The organism is Roseimarinus sediminis, assembly GCF_050433125.1.
In the GTDB taxonomy this organism is placed as follows: Bacteria; Bacteroidota; Bacteroidia; order Bacteroidales; family Prolixibacteraceae; genus Roseimarinus; species Roseimarinus sediminis.
The window spans coordinates 59,408-83,052 of the sequence record NZ_JBNPXV010000005.1 but is presented as its reverse complement, the minus strand read 5'-3'; the positions used below and the strand labels follow the sequence as shown (position 1 = coordinate 83,052).

Annotated in this window: 21 protein-coding genes; 15 read left to right on the top strand and 6 right to left on the bottom strand. The window is 42.0% G+C overall.

Features of this window, described 5'->3' with window-relative positions; genetic code table 11:
• Positions 1-9: 9 nt before the first annotated feature.
• The 3 genes from FHS86_RS08120 to FHS86_RS08110 all read right to left on the bottom strand — a co-directional run bounded on the left by FHS86_RS08120 (position 10) and on the right by FHS86_RS08110 (position 3,329).
• Entirely contained in the window at positions 10-1,227 is a 1,218-nt protein-coding gene (locus FHS86_RS08120; protein ID WP_429412496.1) for a cation:proton antiporter domain-containing protein, read from the bottom strand.
• 76 nt (positions 1,228-1,303) lie between these two features.
• On the bottom strand, positions 1,304-2,389 hold the full coding sequence (gene buk, locus FHS86_RS08115; protein WP_429412495.1) for a butyrate kinase: 1,086 nt from the start codon (positions 2,387-2,389) through the stop codon (positions 1,304-1,306).
• A 16-nt stretch (positions 2,390-2,405) separates the two neighbouring features.
• The gene (locus FHS86_RS08110) at positions 2,406-3,329 is read right to left on the bottom strand and encodes a phosphate acyltransferase (RefSeq protein ID WP_429412494.1); all 924 of its coding nucleotides are present in this window, start codon (positions 3,327-3,329) and stop codon (positions 2,406-2,408) included.
• A gap of 248 nt (positions 3,330-3,577) precedes the next feature.
• Here FHS86_RS08110 and FHS86_RS08105 point away from each other — a divergent pair, with 248 nt between their 5' ends.
• Complete coding sequence (locus FHS86_RS08105; protein ID WP_429412493.1) at positions 3,578-4,228, top strand: TatD family hydrolase; 651 nt, start codon at positions 3,578-3,580, stop codon at positions 4,226-4,228.
• A gap of 1 nt (position 4,229) precedes the next feature.
• The gene (locus FHS86_RS08100) at positions 4,230-4,952 is read left to right on the top strand and encodes a tRNA threonylcarbamoyladenosine dehydratase (protein ID WP_429412492.1); all 723 of its coding nucleotides are present in this window, start codon (positions 4,230-4,232) and stop codon (positions 4,950-4,952) included.
• Here FHS86_RS08100 and FHS86_RS08095 read toward each other — a convergent pair.
• The gene (locus tag FHS86_RS08095) at positions 4,936-6,852 is read right to left on the bottom strand and encodes an OmpA family protein (RefSeq protein ID WP_429412491.1); all 1,917 of its coding nucleotides are present in this window, start codon (positions 6,850-6,852) and stop codon (positions 4,936-4,938) included. The two genes, FHS86_RS08100 and FHS86_RS08095, sit on opposite strands and share 17 nt — an antisense overlap.
• Before the next feature lie 11 nt (positions 6,853-6,863).
• Complete coding sequence (locus tag FHS86_RS08090) at positions 6,864-8,735, bottom strand: alpha-amylase family protein (RefSeq protein WP_429412490.1); 1,872 nt, start codon at positions 8,733-8,735, stop codon at positions 6,864-6,866.
• A 368-nt stretch (positions 8,736-9,103) separates the two neighbouring features.
• On the opposite strand from FHS86_RS08090, the gene FHS86_RS08085 reads away from it, so the two are divergent.
• From FHS86_RS08085 to FHS86_RS08050, 8 genes are all read left to right on the top strand, one after another.
• Positions 9,104-9,805 carry a hypothetical protein gene (locus FHS86_RS08085; RefSeq protein ID WP_429412489.1) on the top strand — a complete coding sequence of 234 codons (702 nt, stop codon included), beginning with the start codon at positions 9,104-9,106 and terminating at the stop codon, positions 9,803-9,805.
• A 407-nt stretch (positions 9,806-10,212) separates the two neighbouring features.
• Positions 10,213-10,800, top strand: coding sequence for an RNA polymerase sigma factor (locus FHS86_RS08080; protein WP_429412488.1), 588 nt, complete (start codon positions 10,213-10,215; stop codon positions 10,798-10,800).
• Positions 10,790-12,265 carry a tetratricopeptide repeat protein gene (locus tag FHS86_RS08075; protein WP_429412487.1) on the top strand — a complete coding sequence of 492 codons (1,476 nt, stop codon included), beginning with the start codon at positions 10,790-10,792 and terminating at the stop codon, positions 12,263-12,265. The genes FHS86_RS08080 and FHS86_RS08075 overlap by 11 nt, the downstream gene beginning before the upstream one ends.
• Positions 12,266-12,541: 276 nt before the next feature.
• Positions 12,542-13,039 carry a peptidylprolyl isomerase gene (locus FHS86_RS08070; RefSeq protein ID WP_429412486.1) on the top strand — a complete coding sequence of 166 codons (498 nt, stop codon included), beginning with the start codon at positions 12,542-12,544 and terminating at the stop codon, positions 13,037-13,039.
• Between the two features lie 108 nt (positions 13,040-13,147).
• A complete protein-coding gene (locus tag FHS86_RS08065) occupies positions 13,148-13,621 on the top strand; it encodes an ATP-dependent zinc protease family protein (protein ID WP_429412485.1) in 474 nt (157 codons plus the stop codon).
• 22 nt (positions 13,622-13,643) lie between these two features.
• A complete protein-coding gene (gene rimK, locus FHS86_RS08060) occupies positions 13,644-14,519 on the top strand; it encodes a 30S ribosomal protein S6--L-glutamate ligase (RefSeq protein WP_429412484.1) in 876 nt (291 codons plus the stop codon).
• A gap of 33 nt (positions 14,520-14,552) precedes the next feature.
• Complete coding sequence (locus FHS86_RS08055; RefSeq protein WP_429412483.1) at positions 14,553-15,506, top strand: succinylglutamate desuccinylase/aspartoacylase family protein; 954 nt, start codon at positions 14,553-14,555, stop codon at positions 15,504-15,506.
• A 79-nt stretch (positions 15,507-15,585) separates the two neighbouring features.
• A complete protein-coding gene (locus FHS86_RS08050; protein WP_429412482.1) occupies positions 15,586-16,686 on the top strand; it encodes an SGNH/GDSL hydrolase family protein in 1,101 nt (366 codons plus the stop codon).
• Here FHS86_RS08050 and FHS86_RS08045 read toward each other — a convergent pair.
• A complete protein-coding gene (locus FHS86_RS08045; protein WP_429412481.1) occupies positions 16,676-17,644 on the bottom strand; it encodes a TIGR01212 family radical SAM protein in 969 nt (322 codons plus the stop codon). The genes FHS86_RS08050 and FHS86_RS08045 overlap by 11 nt on opposite strands.
• Before the next feature lie 123 nt (positions 17,645-17,767).
• Here FHS86_RS08045 and FHS86_RS08040 point away from each other — a divergent pair, with 123 nt between their 5' ends.
• The 5 genes from FHS86_RS08040 to FHS86_RS08020 all read left to right on the top strand — a co-directional run bounded on the left by FHS86_RS08040 (position 17,768) and on the right by FHS86_RS08020 (position 23,618).
• On the top strand, positions 17,768-19,249 hold the full coding sequence (locus FHS86_RS08040; RefSeq protein WP_429412480.1) for a DUF4301 family protein: 1,482 nt from the start codon (positions 17,768-17,770) through the stop codon (positions 19,247-19,249).
• A gap of 36 nt (positions 19,250-19,285) precedes the next feature.
• Complete coding sequence (locus FHS86_RS08035) at positions 19,286-20,701, top strand: tetratricopeptide repeat protein (RefSeq protein WP_429412479.1); 1,416 nt, start codon at positions 19,286-19,288, stop codon at positions 20,699-20,701.
• Between the two features lie 68 nt (positions 20,702-20,769).
• The gene (locus tag FHS86_RS08030; RefSeq protein WP_429412478.1) at positions 20,770-21,702 is read left to right on the top strand and encodes a DUF368 domain-containing protein; all 933 of its coding nucleotides are present in this window, start codon (positions 20,770-20,772) and stop codon (positions 21,700-21,702) included.
• A gap of 82 nt (positions 21,703-21,784) precedes the next feature.
• Positions 21,785-22,534, top strand: a complete 750-nt coding sequence (locus FHS86_RS08025) for a shikimate dehydrogenase family protein (protein WP_429412477.1) — start codon at positions 21,785-21,787, stop codon at positions 22,532-22,534.
• A 295-nt stretch (positions 22,535-22,829) separates the two neighbouring features.
• Positions 22,830-23,618: a hypothetical protein gene (locus FHS86_RS08020; RefSeq protein WP_429412475.1), complete on the top strand. Its 789-nt coding sequence runs from the start codon at positions 22,830-22,832 to the stop codon at positions 23,616-23,618.
• Positions 23,619-23,645: the final 27 nt, after the last annotated feature.

Here is a 23,645-nt window from a genome sequence, read left to right as displayed (position 1 = left end):
GCCTCTTTTTTATTGTTCCAGGGGAAGGTTTACATCCTCATGGTCCTCGCGCTTTCCCTTTCGCTCAATCATGAGCGATACGGCCATAATGAGTGCGGTGCCAAGTATCACCACAAACAAAACTCCGCTTTCGAAATCTGAAATCACAAATTCTTCAGGAATGGCGAAAAACAAAAGAATGGAAATCAGCCCTCTTGGAGCAATCCACACCGAAGGATATTTTTTCTTTGGATTGATGGTAGCAAACAAAACAAAACGCACGATAAAGAGAATGAGCAAAACAAGCAGACTAAGCATCCATACCTTGCCACCTCCCAGTGACTCGACCGACATACTCATTCCAAAAAACACAAAGAAAAAGGTGCGGACAAAAAAGGAGGTTTCGGCTGTAAACAGTTTAAAATCGTCCATCAGGCGGGCAACTCCTCTTCGGGTGGTGAGCTTGCTCAGGCGTCCTCTGAAAAAAACAGTCCGGTTATTGAGTATCAGACCGAAAATAAGAATGATAAGCAAGGACGAAATATGCATCATCTTACCCACCGAATACAGTAGGATCAGAATGGCAAGTATCAGAAAGAATTTTACTCCACCGCGCAGTGCCTGAAGCGCCATTACCAGCAAATAACCCAATACAAGCGACACAACAATGGTTGTTAGCAGACTGGTTGAAACATTGATTGCAATTTCCTGAAGTCCATTGGAATTTACATTCCCCAGTACATAATAGAAAAGCATGATCCCGAAGATGTCGGAAAAGGTACTTTCATAAACCATGAATTCACGCTTGTCTTCGGATAAATTGACAACACTTGGGATGATGATGGCGCTGCTCATAATGGAGAGCGGAATTGCGTAGATAAAACCGGTAAGAAAGTCAATATTGGGAATAAAAAACCTGAAAAGATAAGTTATGATAATAGAGCTGATAACCAGCCCCAATAAGGCGATGATCATCGATTTGATGATTAAGGTACGTTTTTCCTTTCGCAGTTCCAGATCAAGTGCAGCTTCAAGCACGATCATGATCAAACCAATTACGCCCAATACTTCGAGTACCGGAAAAAGATTGACATCAATTTCTGAACTTTCGAGGACAGCACGTATTGCAATACCAAGGCCAATCAACAACAAAACACTTGGGAAGCTGGTACGTTTGGCCAGTATGTTAAAAAGTGAAGAAAGAACGATGACTATGCTGGCAGCTATAATCAGAGAATATGTATCCATAAATGTTTCTTTGCAAGCTGGAGCAAAGATAACTTTTTAGCTCCATTGCCTGAAACAATCAGGAAAAAACACAAAATCAGTGTGGATATTTTTCAGCTTGCAGATCTCCTTTCAGCATTAATCGGGCATTCATTGCCATGGCTTCCATTTCATCTTCACCGGGATAGGTAATTACCGGAGCAATAAAATCTGTTTTTCTGGTAAGGGCTTCCACAATATGACTGCTGTGAGCAATTCCACCAGTGAGCAGAATTGCATCAACCTGCCCTTCCAGTACGACCGACATCTCTCCTATGGCTTTAGCTACCTGGTAAACAAATGCTTCAATCAGCACCTTGTATTGCTCCTCTCCCTGAGAGGCATGTTGTTCAATGTCGAGCATACTATTGGTCCCCAGATAAGCCACCATCCCCCCTTCTCCAACCACCATCTGCCGTATTTCGTCTTTTGTAAAATTACCGCTAAAACAAGCTTCAATCAACTGTCCCACAGGGAGGGTCCCACTTCGTTCAGGACTAAACGGACCTTCACCGTCGAGGGCATTGTTCACATCGATTACCTGTCCATGTTGATGAACGCCAACCGAAACGCCTCCCCCCATGTGTACTACAATGAGGTTCAACTTTTCATAGGGCTGTCCTACTTTGGCAGCATGAACCCGGGCAATGGCTTTTTGATTCAGGGCATGAAAAATAGAACGACGCTCGAAGCGTGGATGCCCGCTTATTCGTGCAATCGCACTCAGCTCATCGGTAACCACCGGATCGGCAATATAAGCCTTTGCATTCCCACATTCGCGGGCAATGGCATGCGCCAGTATGGGGCCCAGGTTCGATGCATGTTTGCCCAATACCCCTTTTCGAACATGCGTAAGCATTCGGTCATCAACCTCATAAATACCCGATTTCAGGGGATAGGTTAAGCCCCCCCGCCCCATCACAATTCCTATATCATTGAGCTCAACTCCTTCAAGTTCGAGGGTTCCCAGAATAATATCCTTGCGAAATTCGTACTGGTCGATGATATCATGGTAATGAATCAGGTCGTCGAGGAAATGCCGTATGGTCTCGTTTAATAGGCATTTCTCGCCCTGATAAACAGCTATTTTTGTAGAAGTCGATCCGGGATTGATGACCAGAATTTTCGTAATGTTGTTCTTCATTCGCTTTATGAGCTGATTAATCTTTTGTGGCATTGGTGCTGCCAATAAGGGCTGCCAGCGCTATTGAATTCAACTTGGTATCCACACTGTCGCCTCTCGATGAAAGAACAACCGGCACCTTTGTTCCCATAACAATAGCCGCCATCTCGCTTTTACACCACTTGGCATTCGTCTTATAAAACACATTACCGGCTTCAATGTTGGGAAAAAGCAAACAATCGGCATCGCCCGCCACCTGCGATGCAAAATTTTTAATGAGGGCTGCCTCCTTGTCGATTGCCAGATCGATGCCCATCGGTCCATCGCAGAAAGAAGAGCCAAACCAACCGGCTTCCCACTTCAACTTTAAGGTATAAGCATCGGAACAGGCAGGCATCTTTTCTATAACTTTCTCGGTTGCTGCAATGAAAGCCACCTTGGGCCGATCGATTCCAAAACTACGGGCTACATCAATCAAATAACGGGTTATCACAGTTTTTTGATCGAGCGTGGGTAGAGGAATAATGGCCACATCGCTAAAAAAAAGCGGCTTATGATAATTCCTGCTTTTCATCATACTCATATGGGCCAGTAAGGCGCCCGGAGACAATATTCCATAGGTTTTATTAAGTATGGCTTTCATGAAAACATCGGTATTCAGCAAGCCTTTCATAATTAAATCGGCCTCGCCCGAGCGGGCAAGATCAACAGCCATGGCTGCTGCTTCCTTATCGTCCGAACAATTTCTCACCTCATATTTATCCGATGGAATACCAAGCCGTCTGCATTCTTCATGAATTAGGGACGCATCGCCTGTAATAATGACGGTAACAAGATTTTTGCTGATTGCTCGCGCCACTGCTTCAAGGGAATGTATATCGACACCATTGGCCACAACCAAACGGCGTTGCGGCTGGTTTTTCACTTTCTCAAACAATTCAGAAAATAACGATTGATCCATAACAATTTTTTATGGTAAAATACCCTATAATTCATGAAAAATCAACTAATAAAGATCAGTATTTCTTAATGAAAATGCTTTATTATTCTGCTTTTGTTTTCCTTTTTATACATTAAAAGAAGTTCCAATGCTGAAGTAAAAATCCAAAAGTTTAAACCTTAATTTTATTGCTATTTATTAGTACCCGGCCATATCGTTTTGATAAAAATCATACATTTATTTTTTCTTTGTAAGCAAAGCCTGAGAGAATGATTCCATTTATTGACATACACACGCATAAAAAGGCTTCCGTTTCAAATCAGATAGCCATCATAAATACCATGCTGCACGAAGCAGGGAGCAATGAGCTGAATTCTGTTTCTGCAGGGTGGCATCCCTGGCATCTTGCAGGACACCAACCCGACGAGATGTTTACCCGGCTTAAACTGAAAGCCCAAAGCGACGAGGTGCTTGCCATTGGTGAATGTGGCATCGACCGAACCATTGATTATCCGATGGAGAAGCAGGTCGGGATTTTTACAATCCATATCGACATCGCCGAGAAATATCGGAAACCAGTCATTGTACACTGTGTAAAAGCTTATTCCGACCTGCTTCATGTTCTTAAAAACAGAAAACCCAAAGTTCCGCTCATTCTTCATGGTTACAACGGAAATCTTCAACAGACCCAACAATTGCTGAAACACAATGTTTTCTTCTCATTTGGAGAACTTTTGTTCAAACCCCGACGGCAAACAGTTCAGGTCTTAAATGAAATTCCCATGAAGCAAATATTTCTCGAAAGCGATGAGTCGGCGATATCAATAGAAAAAATATATCTTCGTGCCGCTGAAATTTTAGCCTGTTCAATGTCAGCATTAAAAAAACAGATTTACGAAAATTATATAAGCATCTTTTGAAATGAGTTGGTTAAGCCGAACGGAACTATTGCTGGGGAAGAATGATCTTGAATACCTGAAAAAATGCCATGTTTTGGTGGTAGGCCTTGGTGGGGTTGGTGCCTATGCTGCCGAAATGCTGTGTCGTGCCGGCATTGGTCGCCTGACCATTGTCGACGGTGATGCGGTTGAAGAAAGCAATATCAACCGGCAGCTTCCTGCCACCCGAAGCAACATTGGTAAAATGAAAGCAGATATACTGGCTTCGCGTTTTCTTGACATCAATCCTGAACTTCAACTGGAAGTCATTAATGAATATCTTAAGGATGAAAGGATGAAAGAAGTACTAAAGATGGCAGCTTACGATTATGTTGTTGATGCCATCGACACACTGGCTCCCAAGGTCTACCTGATTTACCATTCAATACAACTAAAACTCAGGATTGTAAGCTCAATGGGGGCAGGTGGTAAAATGAATCCCGGACTGGTACAAAGCACCGACCTGTCAAACTCTTACAATTGCAAACTTGCCCGTATGATTCGCAAACGTTTGGGGAAACTGGGAATAAGAAAAGGAATCACGGTGGTATTCTCTCCGGAGGAAGTACCCGATGAAGCGGTAAAAGCCGAAGAAGGTCAAAACAAAAAATCGGCAGTTGGCACCATTTCCTACCTGCCGGCTGTATTTGGCTGTCACATGGCTGCGGTGGTAATTAACAATCTGTTGGCTAGTAATCAACAATAGTTAATTCAGAGCGTCGGTTCCTCTTACGCGCTTCCTCCGAATCATTATCCGTCAAGGGAAATCGTGCACCATAACCTTTTGAGCTTAACCGAGCAGTCGGTATTTTCTTCGACAGGTATTCAACGATGACCGCTGCCCTTTTTTCCGATAGTTGCTGGTTATAGTCATCGTTCCCTACATTGTCGGTATGACCGGCAATTTCAACTTTCACCCCTGGATTCATTTCCATAAAATGAATTACATCGTTCAACTCCGTTTCGGATGCCTTGTCGAGCACTGCCTTGTCAAATTCGAAGAAAATATTCTCCAGTACTACCGACTTCCCTTTTCCGATAGGCATAAGCGATATTGTTAAAGCCTGTACCTTTTGAAAATCAATTGAATCGGCAAACTCATAATGCTTCGAGAAAAACAAATAACCTTTTTTGTTGATGCTCAACGCATATTGGCTACTTCCAGCCACTGTTGTCAGAAAGCCCTGATCTGCTTCGGCTTTTATAAGTTCAGACTGCCCATTATCAAGGCGGGTTAAAGTGATTTCGGCATCGAGTGGCTGCTTTGTTGATGCATCAATTACAAGGCCCTTGATATAGCCGGCCGGCCGGGGGAGAAATGTTTCAGGCAGCTCCAACTGATACAAATCACGCGCGCTGCTACCAACCCGGTTGGAAGACAGAAAGGCAAGACTTCCTGAAGGCGAAACCACCAGCGCTTCGTCATCGGCAATGCTGTTGATCGGATACCCGAGATTACTTACTTCCGAAAAAACACCATTTTCCTGTTTCGCCATAAAAAGATCGCTCCTGCCAAGACCGAAATGACCGTCGGAAGCAAAGTACAGACTGACTCCATCGGCATGAATAAAGGGTGAAAAGTCGTTTTCGCTGGTGTTGACCCGATTACCTGCATTTTGAGCCGGAGCAAAAACAAGTTGCCCGTTTCGCTGCTTATAAACCTTCGAATACCAAATGTCTCTTTTGCCTGCTCCTCCCTCGCGGTTCGACGACCAGTATAGATAAGCTCCATTGGGTGCAATCGAGGGCTGTGAATCCCACATGGCCGTATTGACATTTCTGCCTGCATTTAATGGTGCGCTCCAACCGGTATCATCCTTGTACATGTAAAAGATGTCACAACTTCCATATGCATCGCTTTTACCACAAACAGTAAAAAATAGATACCGTTGATCAGCCGTCATACTAAACGTTCCCTCATTGACTTCGTTTGTATGATCGGGCATGAAACGTTTGGCCGCTTTCCAGCCTGCACCGTCTTTTTCAGCATAATAAATCCGTTCGAATGCATAAGGTTTTTCATCCCGTATGAGTCGTGTAAAATACAAAGTGGCATCATCGGCCGAAACGAAAGGCCAATATTCATCCAAAGCGGTATTGATTGCACTGTCGAGCAAATCAATAGTAACATCCATACTATCACTCATAATTTCGATGGCAGCCCTGCATTGATTTATTTCCCTTAAAACCTTTATCGAATCCGGTCCATGTTGAATAAGGTGCGAATATTGATCGAGCGCCTCTTGAAACAAGCCCTGCTCATAAAGTAGTTTACCCAGAATTTTGTGTGCTTTGGGAAATTTAGAAGGATATTGTTTTGTAACACTCGTTAAGCTTGCTGTTTGAAGCTTTTGATCTCCCTTTTCGCTGGCAATATCGGCAAGCAACAAGAAGGCCTTTGGGTAAGTGGAATCACTTTCAATCGCTTTGGTCACCCACTGTTCTGCCTGCTCCAAATCACCTTGCGAATAGGAAATCAGCGCTTTATCGAACTGTTTTTCGGCTTTTCTGCGATTAACATTATCGGCATAGGCGCTCAGAGAGAATTGCAGCAGCAACAATACTGCAAGCCCTGATAAGCGAAGGGATTGCCTGCTTCTGGACATGGTAAGGAATCTTAGTCAACGATCAAACGGGCATAACCACCCTGTGGTATTTCGATACTGGCAACACCATTTTTAAATCTCAAACTTCCCCGGGTAAAATAAGTGCCTTTGTGATCATAACTGATGAAATCAACTTTATTTGGCGGATTCCCGGATAAGGAGATGTAATCAGAATCGGATGAATTGATCAGATCAGCATCAGCAAACTCAAATTCACCAAGGGAATACGGCCTGACTCTGTTATAAAAAACAATGATTCTTTTTTGCTCATTTCCTGCATCAATCACCGGATAACGCTGTACCGGATTATCAGCTTTAAATCCGCTTTCGATGAGGTATTCATAATTTTTATCCCAGTAAGCAATCCAAAACTTAAGTGTTTGCTTAACATCATCGGGTAAGGTATAACTGAAGAAAGAAACATAGGGAGTTGCAAACATGATCGAATGAAACTTGCGCGCCACATCAACTGCCGGATCTTTGGGATGAATGCCCATTACCTCGATAAATGGTGAATAATCGCCATACATTAGCCGGTTATTGACCATTTTCTCCCTAACTTCACTCAACACGGTGGTTCCTAAAAATCCGTTGATTGTCTTTGTGTTGGATCCAACCAAAGGACCAACTGCCCTATAGCTTTGGTTAATAGAAAGGTCAGCCTGACCCTCTAACATCTCAACTTCCATATAACTCCGCAACGAATCAAGTGCTTTTCTAACAGAAATAAAGTCTCGTCCAAGGTCTTCGGTGATGATAATATTTTCGTCGGGATAATAACTATTCAAAAAATTAAACCATATGCCCGATAAATCCCACTCACTTACGATGCTTGAATACATATCGCTTAAGTACTGTCTTACCTCAGGATAGCGAATATCGAGCAAAGGCTGGCTCGAAGTGCGGTATTGCAGGTATTTCCCTTCGAACTTTTTAAACACATAATTATGGGCACCTAAAAATGGCTGACTGTACCACAAGGCCACTTTCATGTCCGACTTACGGGCAATATCCATGAACGATTTCACTGAGTTAATTTTTGAGGGATCCCATTTGCCATCCTGATCGACCTCAAAACGAACCACGTTTTGCCAGCCATCGTCGAATAAAATGGATCGGAATCCTAAGGAGGAAATAGAGTCGAAATAATGAGTGACCCCTTCGAGTGGAATATTTTGATCCATGGGATACCACAGTGAATAAACCGGCTTAAGCGACGATTCAATATTGGTGGGTGACTTGCCTTCCTCATTGTCGAGTCGCCACTGTGCCGATGCCCTGACAGACTCGGAATAATGAACTTCTTGTAAATCTACCAGAACCGTTGCCTTGTACTCCAGTATTTCAACATCGGGTGCCGCGTCGTTAAAAAAGTTAAATGAAAACACCAGTGAGTCGGGAGCATGCTGTACATCGAGCTGCGTGTACTGGCTTTTAAAATCGTCGAACGATGCCAAAGTAATCCGGTTCTGATAATTGGATGCAAGCGCTGAAAGTACATTGTAGTCTGACTGAAGGCGTGCGTAATTGGCAATATTGATGTATGATAAGTTGGACCAGGTACGCGAACTCCACAAGGCATCGACCATGTTACGCGGGTACTTCAGTTTAAATTTAAAACGAGGAAGTGATGAAGGGAAATCGGTGTACAGAGTGAAATGGATCAGATAAAGATTTTCAGCCAGCGTATCAATTCGTATTTCTTTATTAAAGGGCTGCACATCACCCTCCACCTCAATCTGATTCATTTTAAGTGCGACATTGGGACTTATTGTTTCAGCTACAGATCCATCATTATAACTGGATGAACCACAGCCATAAAGTAAAAATGCACCCAAAATAAAATAAATTCCGCTTCTAATTTTTTCCCTAAAACTGTCCATAGACCATATACAAAAATTATATTCCAAAACAGTTCGATCCCTTAATGATCAGCTACTGTTTTATTTCACCCTTAAATACAAGGTATGTAATGCACATTCCCAATGCCACAACAAATCTTTGAACTGGACAGAACTGTCTTACACACACCACTGCTTTGCGAAGCTTTCGCTTCATGAAGTTCTCCATTACAAATATTCAATTTTTTTTTCAACCGCCACCAACATTCTTTGATAAATATTCAGCCAGAGCCAATAAACAGGTAAAATTCTTTCCTGTTGGCTTTTTTACTCTAAATGTTTGTCAATGTTCATGAAGTAAAAACACTTTTTGTTCTGCAACACACCCACCCTTTTTCTATATTTGCCACATGTTTAAGCCGGGCAACATATACAACAAATACAAAAACGGAATTATCTTCACACTCGTTTTTCATATTGTTGTATTCATTTTACTCAATATTAGCCAGTTTAAGATCAAACAGGAGTTTGTCGAAGCCGAAATACTTATTGACCTGCCTGAAATAGCCGATCCCGAAATTCTTCAACAAGAATCTGAACGAACACCAGAACAAGGGCCATCGCTTCTTAAGACCAATGTTGCTTCAAATCGGGCAATCGAAAATCCCGATCAGTCCGTCGATCAGGAATATCTTAAAGAACTGGAAGCTGCTCGCAACCTGGTTAAAGAGGTAAGTGAACAACTTTCACGCGATATACCTACCATCGATGATTTGCAAATGCCCGAAGAGACAAGTGAAGGAATGGACCCCGACTCCATCCTGAAGAAACTGTATACCGGCGACAGCAATGTTGAATATTTCCTCGATAATCGCTATCACACCGTATTGCCCATTCCTGTTTATCTTACGCAACATGCAGGTACCGTTACGGTGGATATTGAAGTAGCTGCTTCAGGAAAAGTAATCAGGGCCGAACCTCGTTTGAATGATCAAGTAAACAGGCTGATGCTCTCCTATGCAAAAACAGCTGCCTTACGTACCCGCTTTAATTCAGTCGGTGCTAATTCAGTTCAAAGTGGATACATTCGCTATCATTTCATAGCCCAGTAAGCGCAATTGTTAATTCACTGTAAATTCTCATTTTTATTAACATCAATTAACAAAAATAACTTTAGAATTTATGTTCTATAACATATCTTTGCCTCAGGTTTATTTTTCATAGTTTTAGGTTTAGTTAGATTAGTTAGGTTAGTTAGTTAGTACGAGAAAAGGATGGATCAAGGGATCTGTCCTTTCTTTTTATTATGATTAATAATCATCGCTCTTCATGGTCTGTTTTTTACAACAGTACAAATTTTCTGAAATATTTTGCATTTAATTGGTAACCTTTTCCTAATTTTCGGAATTAACAGATGAAACCAACATGAATTTCGAAATTCAAAAAATAAAAATCAAAATTGAAATTCATCGGAAGTTGCATATGATACCTTTGAAAAATGAAAATTTAATCATATGAAATGGCAAGTTACAGTAACGAAGAATTGCTCAGAGGGATTCTGAGAAATAACAGCACGATATTACGACATATTTACAAAAGTTATTATCACATGATCAATGCATTTGTTATCCGGAATAAAGGAGACGAAAGCAATGCAAATGACATTTTTCAGGAAGCAATTATTGTAATTTATCGTAAATTAAAAAGCGACCGACTGATGATAGAAACCTGTACTTTTGAAACTTATTTATATTCGGTGGCTCGCTTATTATGGCTAAAGCAGCTCGAAAGACGAAAGAACGACATTGTTAAGGTAGAAGAGGTTCATCATTTTTCGGATCAAATATACGACGACGAACTTGTAGAGCTGGCGCGGAAAAATGACCGTTACAGGTTGTTTCAGGAGCATTTTCAAAAACTGGGCAAAGATTGCAAGCAAATTTTGCAACTCTTTTTTGATAAACTGACCTTCAAACAAATAGCCGACACCTTGGGCTATACCAGTGAAAGTTATGCGAAAAAACGCAAACACCAGTGTAAAGAATACCTGGTACGCAGTATTAAACAGGATGAAGAATTTAAAAAAATTATTGAAAATGACTATTAACTTAAACCATCTGATTGATGACTTTATTCTCGACAGAATTAAAGGAGCCGAATTACAGAAATTCCAGCTTGCAATGGATCATTCGCCTGAATTCAACGCCGAGATTAAGTTAAGTGAAGCAATTGCGGATGCAATTCAGGAGAACGATGTTATGGATCTGCGATCGAACCTGAAGGAAATAATTAATTTTAATGTCAAAAAGAAAAACAGCCCACGCGATTTTTTCGATTTGGCCCAAAATCTCGACAAAGCGGGCACCGGGAACAAGCAAAAAATGGATTTATCCTTTGCTAATTCACTTCAACTGATTCATTTTGAAAATTACAAGAAGAGCAAAACGGAGCGAATTCATCAAATTAAATCAGACAATAACCCTGGTGAGAAAAAAATGACCCCCGCAACTCAAAGCAGCCAAATTTGGAAAGAAATTGGCGAAGCTATTTCGGAAAACGACATTATCGATCTTCGCAACAATATAAGCCAGATTATGCATTCAGGGGCCGGTTTAGTCAGCGACTTTGAACTGGATCAATACTTAAATAACGAGTTAAGTCCCGAAGAACAGCAGCATATTAACAATCTGGCTAATGAAACCAGTACGCTGCAGCAACAAATCAGGCTTCATCAGGAAATCGACCTTGCACTTTCAGAAAACGACATCAATGCGCTGCGTACTTCCATTGAAAAAATAATTGACGAAGAACAAAGCATCAGTTATACTGAATTAAAACGCATCGATGACTATTTGCTCAATTATCTCAAGCCCGAAGAAGAGGATGTGTTTGAAGAAGAACTGGCTGAAAATCTGCGCTTAGCCAATGAGACAAGGCTAAACAGGGATATCAACGAATCACTTGTCGAACGGGATGTAATGAAATTACGAAGTTCGATGCAAGACATCATGAACGAACAGAAGAAGGAAAGCAATATCCGTCAGTTCATTCCTTCCGGTTTAAAACAAAAACGCACAAGGGTTTTGGGTGTCGCAGCCTCGCTGGCCGCCGTAATTTCGGCCGGAACCATTGCATTGTCGCAACAAAAAACTTCGGCCGAAGCCATTTACCAGCAAAATTTTAAACCTTACGAAGCAACAGGTCTTTATCGTTCGGGGGCCGAAGTTACCCCCGAGGTAAAGGGGATCGAGCTTTACAACAAGCAGCAATACAGTGAAGCACTGCTGGCATTTAAAACAGTACTGGCTGAAAATCCTGAACATCCAACCTGCAATTTCTATTCAGGTCTTTGCCTTCAGGAAACCGGAAACTTCAAAGAAGCTGTGGCAGTTTACCAAAAAGTTATCGACGAAAAGGACAACCTTTTTATCGAACAGGCTCAATGGTATCAGGCCCTTTGCATGATACAAACAAAAAATACGAAACAAGCATATCAGGCTTTCAACAAAATAGCCAACCAAGGTGGATATTACAGTAAGGATGCCTTGTCGATTATCAAAAAAATAAAATAACAGCCCGAAAAGTTAACACAATTTTGGCCTTCACTAATTTTGACCAACTTTTCGACCTTCAGTATTTTAAGTGTGAAAAAGCTGATAGAAAATGAATAGACTGTAATAAAGAAAGAAATATTCATTTTTAACGACTCGTTTCATCCTTTTTAAAGGAATAAATTTATTTTAGCAGAATAATTTTATTCCATGTCATTACGTTTATTTATCACATTTTCAGTACTTCTGACAATTTTTACCTGCTGTAAAAAATCGTCTCAAACAGTTAATGTCGTCATGTACACCAGTGCAGGCAACATCTATCTTGAACTTTATCAGGAACAGGCTCCTGTTACGGTGGCTAATTTTTTAAGGTATACCGACAGTACTTACTACGACAATGCTGAATTTTACCGGGTGGTAAAGCCCGGCAATCAACCCGATAACAACATTAAAATTGAAGTGATACAAGGCGGACCCGGTGAGCGTGATTTCATCGAATTTCCTCCCATTACTCATGAAAATACCATACAAACCGGAATCAAACACCTCGATGGAACCATCAGCATGGCAAGAGCCGATACCGGGACAGTGACATCCGACTTTTTCATTTGTATAGGCAAACAACCAGCGCTCGACTACGGAGGAAAAAGAAATCCCGACGGACAGGGCTTTGCTGCTTTTGGACGAGTGACACACGGAAGCGAGGTAGTAAAACACATACAAAAGCTTCCCCAGGACAGGCAATTACTCAGGCAGGCAGTTAGGATCGACAGCATCCGCAGAGTTAATTAAAACGCAGTTACGAACACCATATCGCGCGCCAAGGCAGGCTTAAACAAGTTGGCGACCCCAATCAAACGAAGGAAATATCGGATAACAGAATTGTAAAAGAAAACAGAATTGACAAACGAAATAAACGAAAAAAGAATTATCGGGAGGAAAGATATTGCTGACTTTCCCGACCTCGACCTTTTCAATATTGCGGTGAAAATCGACACAGGAGCCTACACTTCTTCGATTCATTGTCATCACATCAGCGAAATCGAAGTGGAGGGAAAGAAAGCCATTCGCTTTAGTTTGCTTGATCCGGGACATCCTAATTTCAACAATAAACAACTGATTTGCACCAACTACCGGCTAAAAAAAATCAAAAGTTCTACCGGGCACAGCCAGATCAGATACATCATTACAACCAATATTGTACTTTTTAATCAAAGCTACCTGGCCGAACTTTCACTAAGCGAACGTTCTGCCATGAAATATCCGGTACTGCTAGGCCGAAAGTTACTGAAGAAACGTTTTATAGTCGACCCGGCAAAAATCAACCTATCGTTCAGAAACAAGCTGAAGAACAAAGACATCAACATTCATTAAGAAAACGAGAAAAAATTTAAAAATGAAAATTGTAGTACTATCACGCAATTCAAAACTTTATTCAACCATCCGACTGGTTGAAGCCGGACAAAGCCGGGGACATGAAATGTTAGTTCTCGATCATACGAAATGCGACATCATTATTGAGAAGAAAAAACCACAGGTATTTTTCAATGGCGAAAGCATTCAGGATGTTGATGCCGTCATTCCGCGCATAGGGGCTTCAGTTACCTTTTATGGCTCATCGGTTGTCCGTCAGTTTGAAATGATGAAGGTTTTTACAGCCAATGAATCACAGGCGCTGATCAGATCGCGCGATAAATTGCGCAGCCTTCAAATTCTCTCACGCGCCGGACTGGGACTCCCCAAAACTGCATTCACCAACTATTCAAAGGATGTTGACGGAGTAATAGACCAGGTAGGCGGGGCACCCTGTATCATTAAACTACTCGAAGGAACCCAGGGCGTTGGCGTGGTCCTTGCCGAAACACGAAGTGCTGCCACTTCGGTACTCGAAGCTTTTCACGGCCTGCAGGCGCGGGTGATTGTGCAGGAATTCATTAAAGAATCGAAAGGAGCCGACATCAGAGCCTTTGTGGTCGATGGGGTGGTTGTTGGCGCTATGAAACGTCAGGGTAAAAAAGGAGAATTTCGTTCGAACCTGCATCGTGGAGGAAGTGCTTCACTTTACGAACTAAGCGAAGACGAAGAAAACGCAGCGCTTAAAGCGGCAAGAGTGCTAGGTCTTGGAGTGGCTGGTGTAGATATGCTCCAGTCGAACAATGGACCAAAAATAATGGAAGTCAATTCATCTCCCGGACTCGAAGGAATTGAAAAGGCAACTGGAAAAGACATTGCCAAAAGCATTATTCGTTATGTTGAACGTCATGTTGACTGATTCTTTTTTTCCCGAATCATTGTTGTGAAGCTTATGAGAATTTTAGGAAAAGACATTTTGCCCGGAAAAAGCGTGCAACTCAATATGGTAATTGCCCGTTTGCACACACATACCATGATCGAAGTACCGGTCATTATTGAAAGGGCGAAGGAAGAAGGCCCCTGTTTGCTTTTTTTAGGGGGTATCCATGGAAACGAAATCAATGGTGTTGAGATTGTACGCAAACTGGTTGCCAGTGGTCTCAATAAACCTGAAAGAGGCTGCACCATTACCATTCCTGTATTGAACGTATTCGGATTCTTAAATCAACAACGCGAATTTCCCGACGGACGGGACCTCAACCGGGTTTTTCCGGGCTCGGCTGCCGGCTCACTGGCCAGCCGCTTTGCTCACATCATGATGACGGAAATTATTCCCCACATCGATTACTGTATCGACTACCATACCGGTGGTGATGGCCGTTTCAACTACCCACAGCTGCGTATCGGCGAAAACGATGAAGAAACCCTGCAACTGGCCAGGGCTTTTGGGGTAAAGTTCATCAAGTTTGCCAAACAACGTGAAAAATCATTTCGCGAAATCACTTACAAACTGGGTAAAAAAATTCTGCTTTTCGAGGGGGGCAAAACGCTACACCTCGATAACAAAGTGACACAAACAGGGGTACGGGGAGCAATCAACATCATGCAACACCTGAACATGCGAAACTTCTATCCTGAAAAACTTGAAGAGCTCCTGCTAAGTGAACCCGTCATCATTAAAAGCTCTACCTGGATCAGGGCGAAATACTCAGGCATGTTCCGATCGTTTGTCGAGCTGGGCTCCCTGGTAAAAAAGGGTGAAGTACTTGGAAGTATTTCCGATCCTTTCGGCGATTTTGAACGTATGGTAAAGGCACCTAACAGCGGCTACATTATTTGTTGCGAACATTCTCCCATTGTGAACCAGGGAAGTGCCCTGATTCACATTACAACTTCGCTTCAATAAGCAGTAGAACCCATATCATTCCAACTGTCAAAACCAGCTTAAACAGTAAAACAATTTTGTTATCTTTCAAAATAAAAACATGAAACGATTCCTCTACCTGATCACCTTGTTTCTGATTTCACTGAGCATAAGCTCCTGCTCCGGCGAAAAACTCAAAAAATACCAGGCCTCCAACAGCAGCATCAGTTATTCGGGGCACATCGACAGGCTGGAAAACGAGGTGGTACTTATTGGTTCAGCATCGTCGGCCACAGCCTGGTTTACAGGCGACAGCTGTGTTGTTTACCTTCGCAACTATCATCCCAACGGACAGCATAACTATTATTCTATTGAGCTCGACGGGGAAGATCTGGGGCGTTTTCGCATCGAAGGCGAACAAATGCAGGCCATTCCCGTAAGTGTGGTTTTTCAACGCGAACTGCACCAGATCAGTATTTACAAATCGACCGAAGCCGCCAATGGCTACATCAACTTTGGAGGCATCGCCTGCAAGAAATTAGAAAAAGCAGAAGCTGGCCAGAAAAAACTTATTGAGTTTATAGGGAATTCAATAAGCTGCGGAATGGGCAACGACACCACCCTTCTTCCCTGTCATGCCGATGTATGGTACGATCAGCACAACGCGTACTGGGCATACGGTCCAACTGTTTCGCGGGCACTTGGAGTCGATTTTCTCCTCAGCTCGGTTTCAGGTATCGGCGTTTACCGGAACTGGAACAGCGACGGTCCGGTAATGCCCCAGGTATACAACAACTTGTACCTGAATACCGATGAAAGCAAAAAGCGGAATTTTGATTTACACCAACCCGATATTGTTAGCATCTGCCTTGGCACCAACGATTTATCAAAAGGCGATGGAAGCAAGGAGCGGCTTCCTTTCGATGAACAACAGTTTACTGAAAGTTATATTGATTTTGTTGACGGAATTATTGAGCATTATCCCGAAACACAGATCGCCCTGCTTTGCAGCCCCATGATCGATGGTGCCGAACATGAAATATTGCTCAGCTGCCTCGAAAAAGTCAAAGCTCATTTTGACCCTTTACTGAAAAGTCCCGTCGAAATTTTTCAATTTGAAAACATTGTACCTCACGGCTGCGACTATCATCCCGACATCAATGATCATATCATGATGGCCGATCAGCTTTATCCTTTTTACAGAAAATTGCTTAAACTTTAACAGGATCAACATACAAACGCCCCTGCCATGTGTTTCGTTCAAGCAGCCGCTTCTCAAGCATGGCAGTGAATTCGAAGTTTTTTAAGCCCCAGCGGGGAGCAACGAGCAATTCGGGAGGTGACTGACTGATGAAACGTTCGACAATTATTTCGGGGCGTAACAATTCAAGGTAGTCAGCCATCAGCTCAATGTAAGGCGCCACATTGTCGTACAACTCAAACTCATCCGGATTTTTGCGATACTGTCGTTCCATGATGGTTCCTTTGTGTATCTGTAGTTGGTGAAGTTTTAGATTCTCAACCGGAAGTTCTGAGATTTTTGCCGCCTGCTTTAATACCAGCTCACGGTTTTCGCCAGGTAAGCCGGCAATCAGATGTACACAATTATGAATGCCCCGTTTGGCCAGTTGTTTCACAGCCACCTGCGATTCGTGCCAGGTGTGCCCCCTGTTAATTCGAAGCAAGGTTTCATCTTCACACGACTCCAGTCCCAATTCCACCATTACATAACATTGCCTCGATTTTTCCATCAGATAATCAAGCACTTCCTCTGGCAAGCAATCAGGACGAGTGGCAATAACCAGGCCGATTATCTCAGGATGAGCCAATGCCTCCTCATACAAACTGATCAGATTTTCAAGAGGAGCATAAGTATTGGTATAGGCCTGAAAATAGGCAAGATAGGCAATTGAATGGTATCGTTCGCTAAAAAAGCGAATTCCTCGTTCAATCTGAGCACTTACCGAGGTTTCAAGATTACAGTAACTTGGCTTAAACGAAGTGTTGTTGCAATAGGTACAGCCTCCTCTTCCCTTTGTACCATCACGGTTGGGACAGGTAAATCCGGCATCGATCGATACCTTTTGTACCCTTTTGTTAAACATTCTTTTGAAATGGGATGCGAAATCGTTGTACCTTTTTTCGCCGCCCCATATTTGTGGCTTCATTACTTGTTGCATGCTGCAAAGCTAATGAATGATTGCTAATATTAATTGTTGAAAATTTTTTGATTGAAATTGACCGGATCGATTTTGAATTGTACTTTTGTTTTTTACTTTTAATGCATTGGAACAAAACAAATTATGTTTACAAACAATAATCTGGAACAGATACGAAATCAGGGCCTTACAGTTGAGCTTATTGAAGAACAACTCAATAATTTCAGACAGGGATTTCCTCCCATGCGCCTTATTGCACCTGCAATTCCCCAAAATGGCATTAAAATTTTATCGGAAGATGAAGAAAGCCGGTACATTTCCATTTTTGAGAATTCCCTTTCATCGGGCTTAAACACCATGAAATTTGTACCGGCATCGGGTGCTGCCAGCCGCATGTTTAAAGATTTGTACGAATTTTTGGAGACTGGTGAAGAAAACGACTTCATGAATGATTTCTTTACAAATCTCAAAAAATTTGCTTTTCATGATGAATTGAAGAGCCTGGCGACTACCGACGACAAAAAAGAGCTGATCGCACTTTTACTCAACAGCGAAGGGCTTAATTTTGGTAATCTGCCCAAGGGCTTACTTCCTTTTCACAAATACAACGGTTTTTACCGAACCCCGTTTGAAGAACATCTGATCGAAGCAGCCTCGTATTGCACAGGCAATAATGGCAATGCCAAAATACACTTTACCATTTCACCCGAGCATGAAGAAGGGTTTAACAGACTGGCCGAAAAAATTGTTCCATCGTATCAGAAAAAACTGGGGGTCAGGTTTGATATTGGTTTTTCATTTCAGCACCCATCAACCGATACCATCGCTGCCAATACCGACAATACTCCGTTCATCGACAACGAAGGCAGGCTGCTGTTCAGACCTGGTGGCCATGGGGCGTTAATTGAAAATCTGAGTGAACTTGATGCTGATCTGATTTTCATCAAAAACATCGATAATGTAGTTCCCGACCGTTTGAAGCATTACACCAAACGATACAAAAAGGCACTCGCTGGTATGCTCGTCGAATTGCGTAATAAGCTGTTTGCTTATCTCGAAAAACTTGATAAGCCCAATGCAGCTACCGATGATGACCTGTTGAAAAACATCGAAATGTTTATGAAAAAGGAGCTGGGAATTCAGTTCGACACTTCAAACATGGATCCAAAGACCAGGGTTTTGTTTTTACAAAAGAAACTCAACCGTCCTATTCGCATTTGTGGCATGGTTAAAAACGAAGGAGAGCCCGGAGGAGGTCCTTTCTGGGCTGAAAATACCGACCAAACGGTATCGCTGCAAATTGTCGAAAAAGTGCAGATCGATCTGAACGATCCCAAACAGGCTGAACTGTTAAATCAGTCAACCCACTTCAATCCCGTTGATTTAATTTGCAGCATAAAAAATTACAAAGGAGAGAAATTTGAACTGGTCGCTTTCCGTGATCCTCAAACCGGATTTATTTCAAGCAAGTCGAAAGACGGTGTAAGCATCAAGGCGCTTGAGCTTCCCGGCCTATGGAATGGAGCAATGAGCGACTGGAATACCGTTTTTGTAGAGGTTCCCGTTGAAACCTTCAATCCGGTAAAAACAATCAACGACCTGTTGCGAAACGAGCATCAGCAATAGAAATTGATCGAAAACAGTTGAAAAATTCATTAGATAGTGAACAGGGAAGCAGGAAATTTTCAAGAGGAACAAGAGATTAATGAAGCATTGCAGCGTTACGAAGAGATGCTGAAAAACGGAGCAAAAAGATATTTTGACGTTTTTCAAATCGAACTCATTGCTGAACGCTTCATCGAGGAAGGCAAAATCCACCCTGCACTTCAGGCTGTTGATATGGGCATAGAACAACACCCCACATCCATTCCACTGAAAGTCAGGAAAGTGAACATACTTTTCAATTTGGGAGAACTGGATCGTACGCTGTCGATGGCCGAGGAGCTGTTAATGATCGAAGCCTCCAATCATGAACTTCATTTGATGAAAGGATCGGCTCATTTGTTGCTGGGCAACCGAAATGAGGCCCTGCACTCGTTTAACCGCTCCCTGCAATTTTCAATCGACGACCGTGACGAGACGCTTTTCAACATCGGGTATACTTACGAGCAAAATGGCGATTTCAACCAGGCCATTCCTTATCTTGAGGAAGCCGTACTGCTCAACCCTGAAAACGAAGCAGCCTTGTACGAACTTGCCTTTTGCTATGAGAAAATCGATGAAAATGAAAAGAGTATCCAATACTACAACCGCTATCTCGATCTGGATACCTTTTCTGATTCAGCATGGTTTAATCTGGGTATTCTGTATACCAAAACAAAGCAATACGAAGCTTCGGTTGAAGCTTATGAATATGCACTGGCCATCAACGATGCCTTTCCAAATGCCTGGTTTAACCTGGGACACGCTTACATGCTTTGGAAAAAATATGAACAGGCGCTGAATTCCTTTAAGACCTACATCGAATTCGAAGAAGACAACGATGAAATATACTGTTTAATGGGCGACTGTCAGTTAAAACTGAAACGCTACACCGAAGCAGCAAAAAACTTCCGTCGTGCGGTGAAATTAAACAAACACAACGCCCGGGCCTGGTACAGCATTGGACTTATCAAGAAAATTGAAAGCAAATACAACGAAGCTCTCAAACATTTAAGGTTGGCTGTAAAATACGACGAAGAGAAAAGTGAATACTGGTTTCAACTGGCCAAAGTGAATGCCCGTTTAAACGACCTTAGCCAATCAATCAATGCATACGAGGCTGCATGTGAGCTGAGCCCTGAAAATCTCACCTACTGGCTCAGTTTTGGAGGAATGCTATTCAAAAAAGGAATGGTCGTTAAAGCGATTGAGTTACTTAATACAGCCCTTGAATTTCATCCCGACAATGCCTTGATTAATTACCGTATAGCTGCCTACCTGCTTGAATCGGACAAGGAAAAAGACGCTGTTCAGTACCTTGAACAGGCATTAAAAAACGATTACAGTAATTATCGTTATCTGTTCGAAAGTTACCCTGATGCCCGCTACAGCGAATCAGTGAATCAGCTAATTAGTAAATACAATACCATTGAATAAAATACAGTACACTACACAAAACAAAATTATCTCCATTGATCAAGCCAGGTGCCAAATAAATAAGAAAAATGAATAAGTACGTTAGCCTTTTTTTAAAAGGAATGGGAATGGGAGCAGCCAACGTGGTGCCAGGAGTTTCTGGTGGAACCATTGCGCTGATAACCGGAATCTTTGAAAAGCTCATCGACTCGATAAAAGCAGTCGACCTGCAGGCAGTTAAGCTTTTGTTCACAGGAAAATTCAGTGGCTTTGCCCGTAAAATCAACCTCGATTTCCTGGTAGCCGTTTTTCTTGGCGTAGTAGTAAGCATATTGTCAATCGCCAAACTCTTTGGTTTTCTGCTCATCCATTATCCGGTTTACATCATGGCCTTTTTCTTTGGTCTGATTCTGGCCTCAATTTATTTTGTTGCAAAAACCGTCACCCGATGGAACCTGACTGTAATCATCAGTTTTGCCATCGGAACCGTGGTGGCCATCCTGCTTTCTATACTTGAGCCGGCACAGGAAAACAGTTCAATGCTGTACCTCTTTGTTTGCGGCATTGTAGCCACCTGCAGCATGATATTACCCGGACTTTCGGGTTCTTTTGTTCTAATCCTTTTGGGTAATTATCAACTGGTCATGATCGATGCAGTGAATCAGTTGGACCTGAAAATTCTTTTGCCGGTAGTTGTGGGAGCTGTTGCCGGTTTGGTCTTTTTTGCCAATCTGTTATCATGGGTATTTAAAAAATTCAGGAATCCCACGATCTCACTGCTTTCAGGTTTTATTCTTGGATCATTGGGCATAATATGGCCCTGGAAAAATGAAATTCCTGCCACCAACAGTGCCGGTGAACTGATTTTAAAGGATGGAGAACCCATCATTACCGCTTACGATTGGTTTGTACCTGAAAGAATGAACACCGAAGTAATCATCGCCATCGGATTGATCTTGTTGGGAATACTAATTATCTGGGCAACGGAGTTGCTGGCCTCACGCAAACCGCAAAAACAATAGGAAGCAACAGCTTAAAATTTAATATCATCATCCGACATTTTTTTTAATGTACAGGCAGTAAGCATTTGAAACAATAGCAATTATGAAAACATTCGGACTTATCGGTTATCCACTTGGACATTCATTTTCAAAAAAATTTTTTAGTGAGAAATTTGAAAAAGAAGGCCTGAACGACCATCAATACCTCAATTTCGAAATTGACTCCATTGCACGTTTTCCTTCAATTTTCGATCAACATGAGCAAATCATAGGACTCAACTGCACCATACCATACAAACAGCAAATCATGCAGTTTTTAAACGAAATTGATGTAGAAGCTGAAAAGGTAGGAGCGGTGAATACCATTAAGGTGGTTCAGGCGAATGAAGGAATGCGACTCAAAGGCTACAATACCGATGTCATCGGGTTTGAACGTTCATTAAGCCCGATGCTGAAAGAGCACCACAAAAAAGCAATTGTTTTGGGAACAGGCGGTGCCTCAAAGGCGGTAAAATATGTTCTTCAAAAACTGGGTATTGAATTCGTTTCTGCCTCAATTGAGGAACAACTCTTTGACAACGAAATTAGGTACGAAGAAATTGATGAAGCCATGATAGCAACACGTCAGGTAATTATCAACGCCACACCGCTGGGAACCTATCCTAAGGTAGATCAGTGCCCGCCTCTTCCCTACCATGCCATTGGGCCGAAACACGTGCTTTTCGACCTGGTTTACAATCCCGAAAAAACACTGTTCATGAAAAAAGGCTCAGAACAAGGAGCTCAGTGTAAAAACGGACTTGAAATGCTGCATGAACAGGCCAAAGCAGCATGGGAAATATGGAACAGATAATATGATCAGTTGAATAAAGTGCTTCTAAATAAAGCACTTTATTTTTGGCTTTTTTCCGGATTAAATGAAATTTCATTCACTACAAACCTTCATGTGGGCAGCCTTTCAAGCTGTCTACTTTATTGTAAAATAGGCAAATAAAAGTTTCACGACTCACTGTTTAATGAAAATAAATATTATATTTGGCTTGTGTTGCGGAGAAAATTAAACTGATTAAGCACACTTCTGTTTAAGCTCCCGCTCATTTTTTTGATTTAAGAATGCTTACGATTTATTTGATTTAAAAATTTAAATCATGGGGAAATTATATCTAAGTAGCCTGTTGTTTTTCATAGCCGGAATCCTTAGCTCAGTAAATGCCCGTACAATTGGCGATTTTAAAAGTTATCGTCAGCTGACAGACAAAGAGGTTTTAATAGAAACAACCAGGGATGCCTGTATTCTGCTTACGGCCTACAATCACTACGCGCTTGGTGTTACTGTTCTCAGTGCGCATGAAGCAGAACTACTCACTTCGCCTGACAAAATCCATCTTCGAACCGAACTATCCGGATCGATTTATGTAGAAGAGTTGGATGAGTTAATGCAGATTACCACTACCGTGAGCGATGGCATTGTCATCAAAATCGAGAAAGAACCACTACGTTTGAGCTATATTAACAAGGCGGACAATGCCGTGCTGTTTGAAGAAGAAAAGGGGGTGAAATTTGGCAATAAAGAAACAGAAACAGCCTTCAGCATTGGCACCGGTGAAAATATAAACCTGGTAGCCGGAAATCACCTTAACAGTATCTCACAACAACTCGGCGCCGGAGAAATTTACACAAACGAAACGGTTAACGGTTTTCTTTTCGAAGGAAATGACATTTGTGTTGTTTCTTCAAAAGGTTATGCAGTTGTGCTCGAAGCAGATCAGTCCTATCAGATTGATTTATCTAAAAAGGAACAACTTAAAATCAGCCACAATCAGCTGAAAGCAGATAAATTGGAATACCTGATTCTTTATGGTCAACAACAACCTGAAATGATTGAGAAATATGCTTTTCATGTAAAACAGGAAAACAAACAGATGACTCAGAGATAAGTAATATAAAAACTAAAAGATACCAAA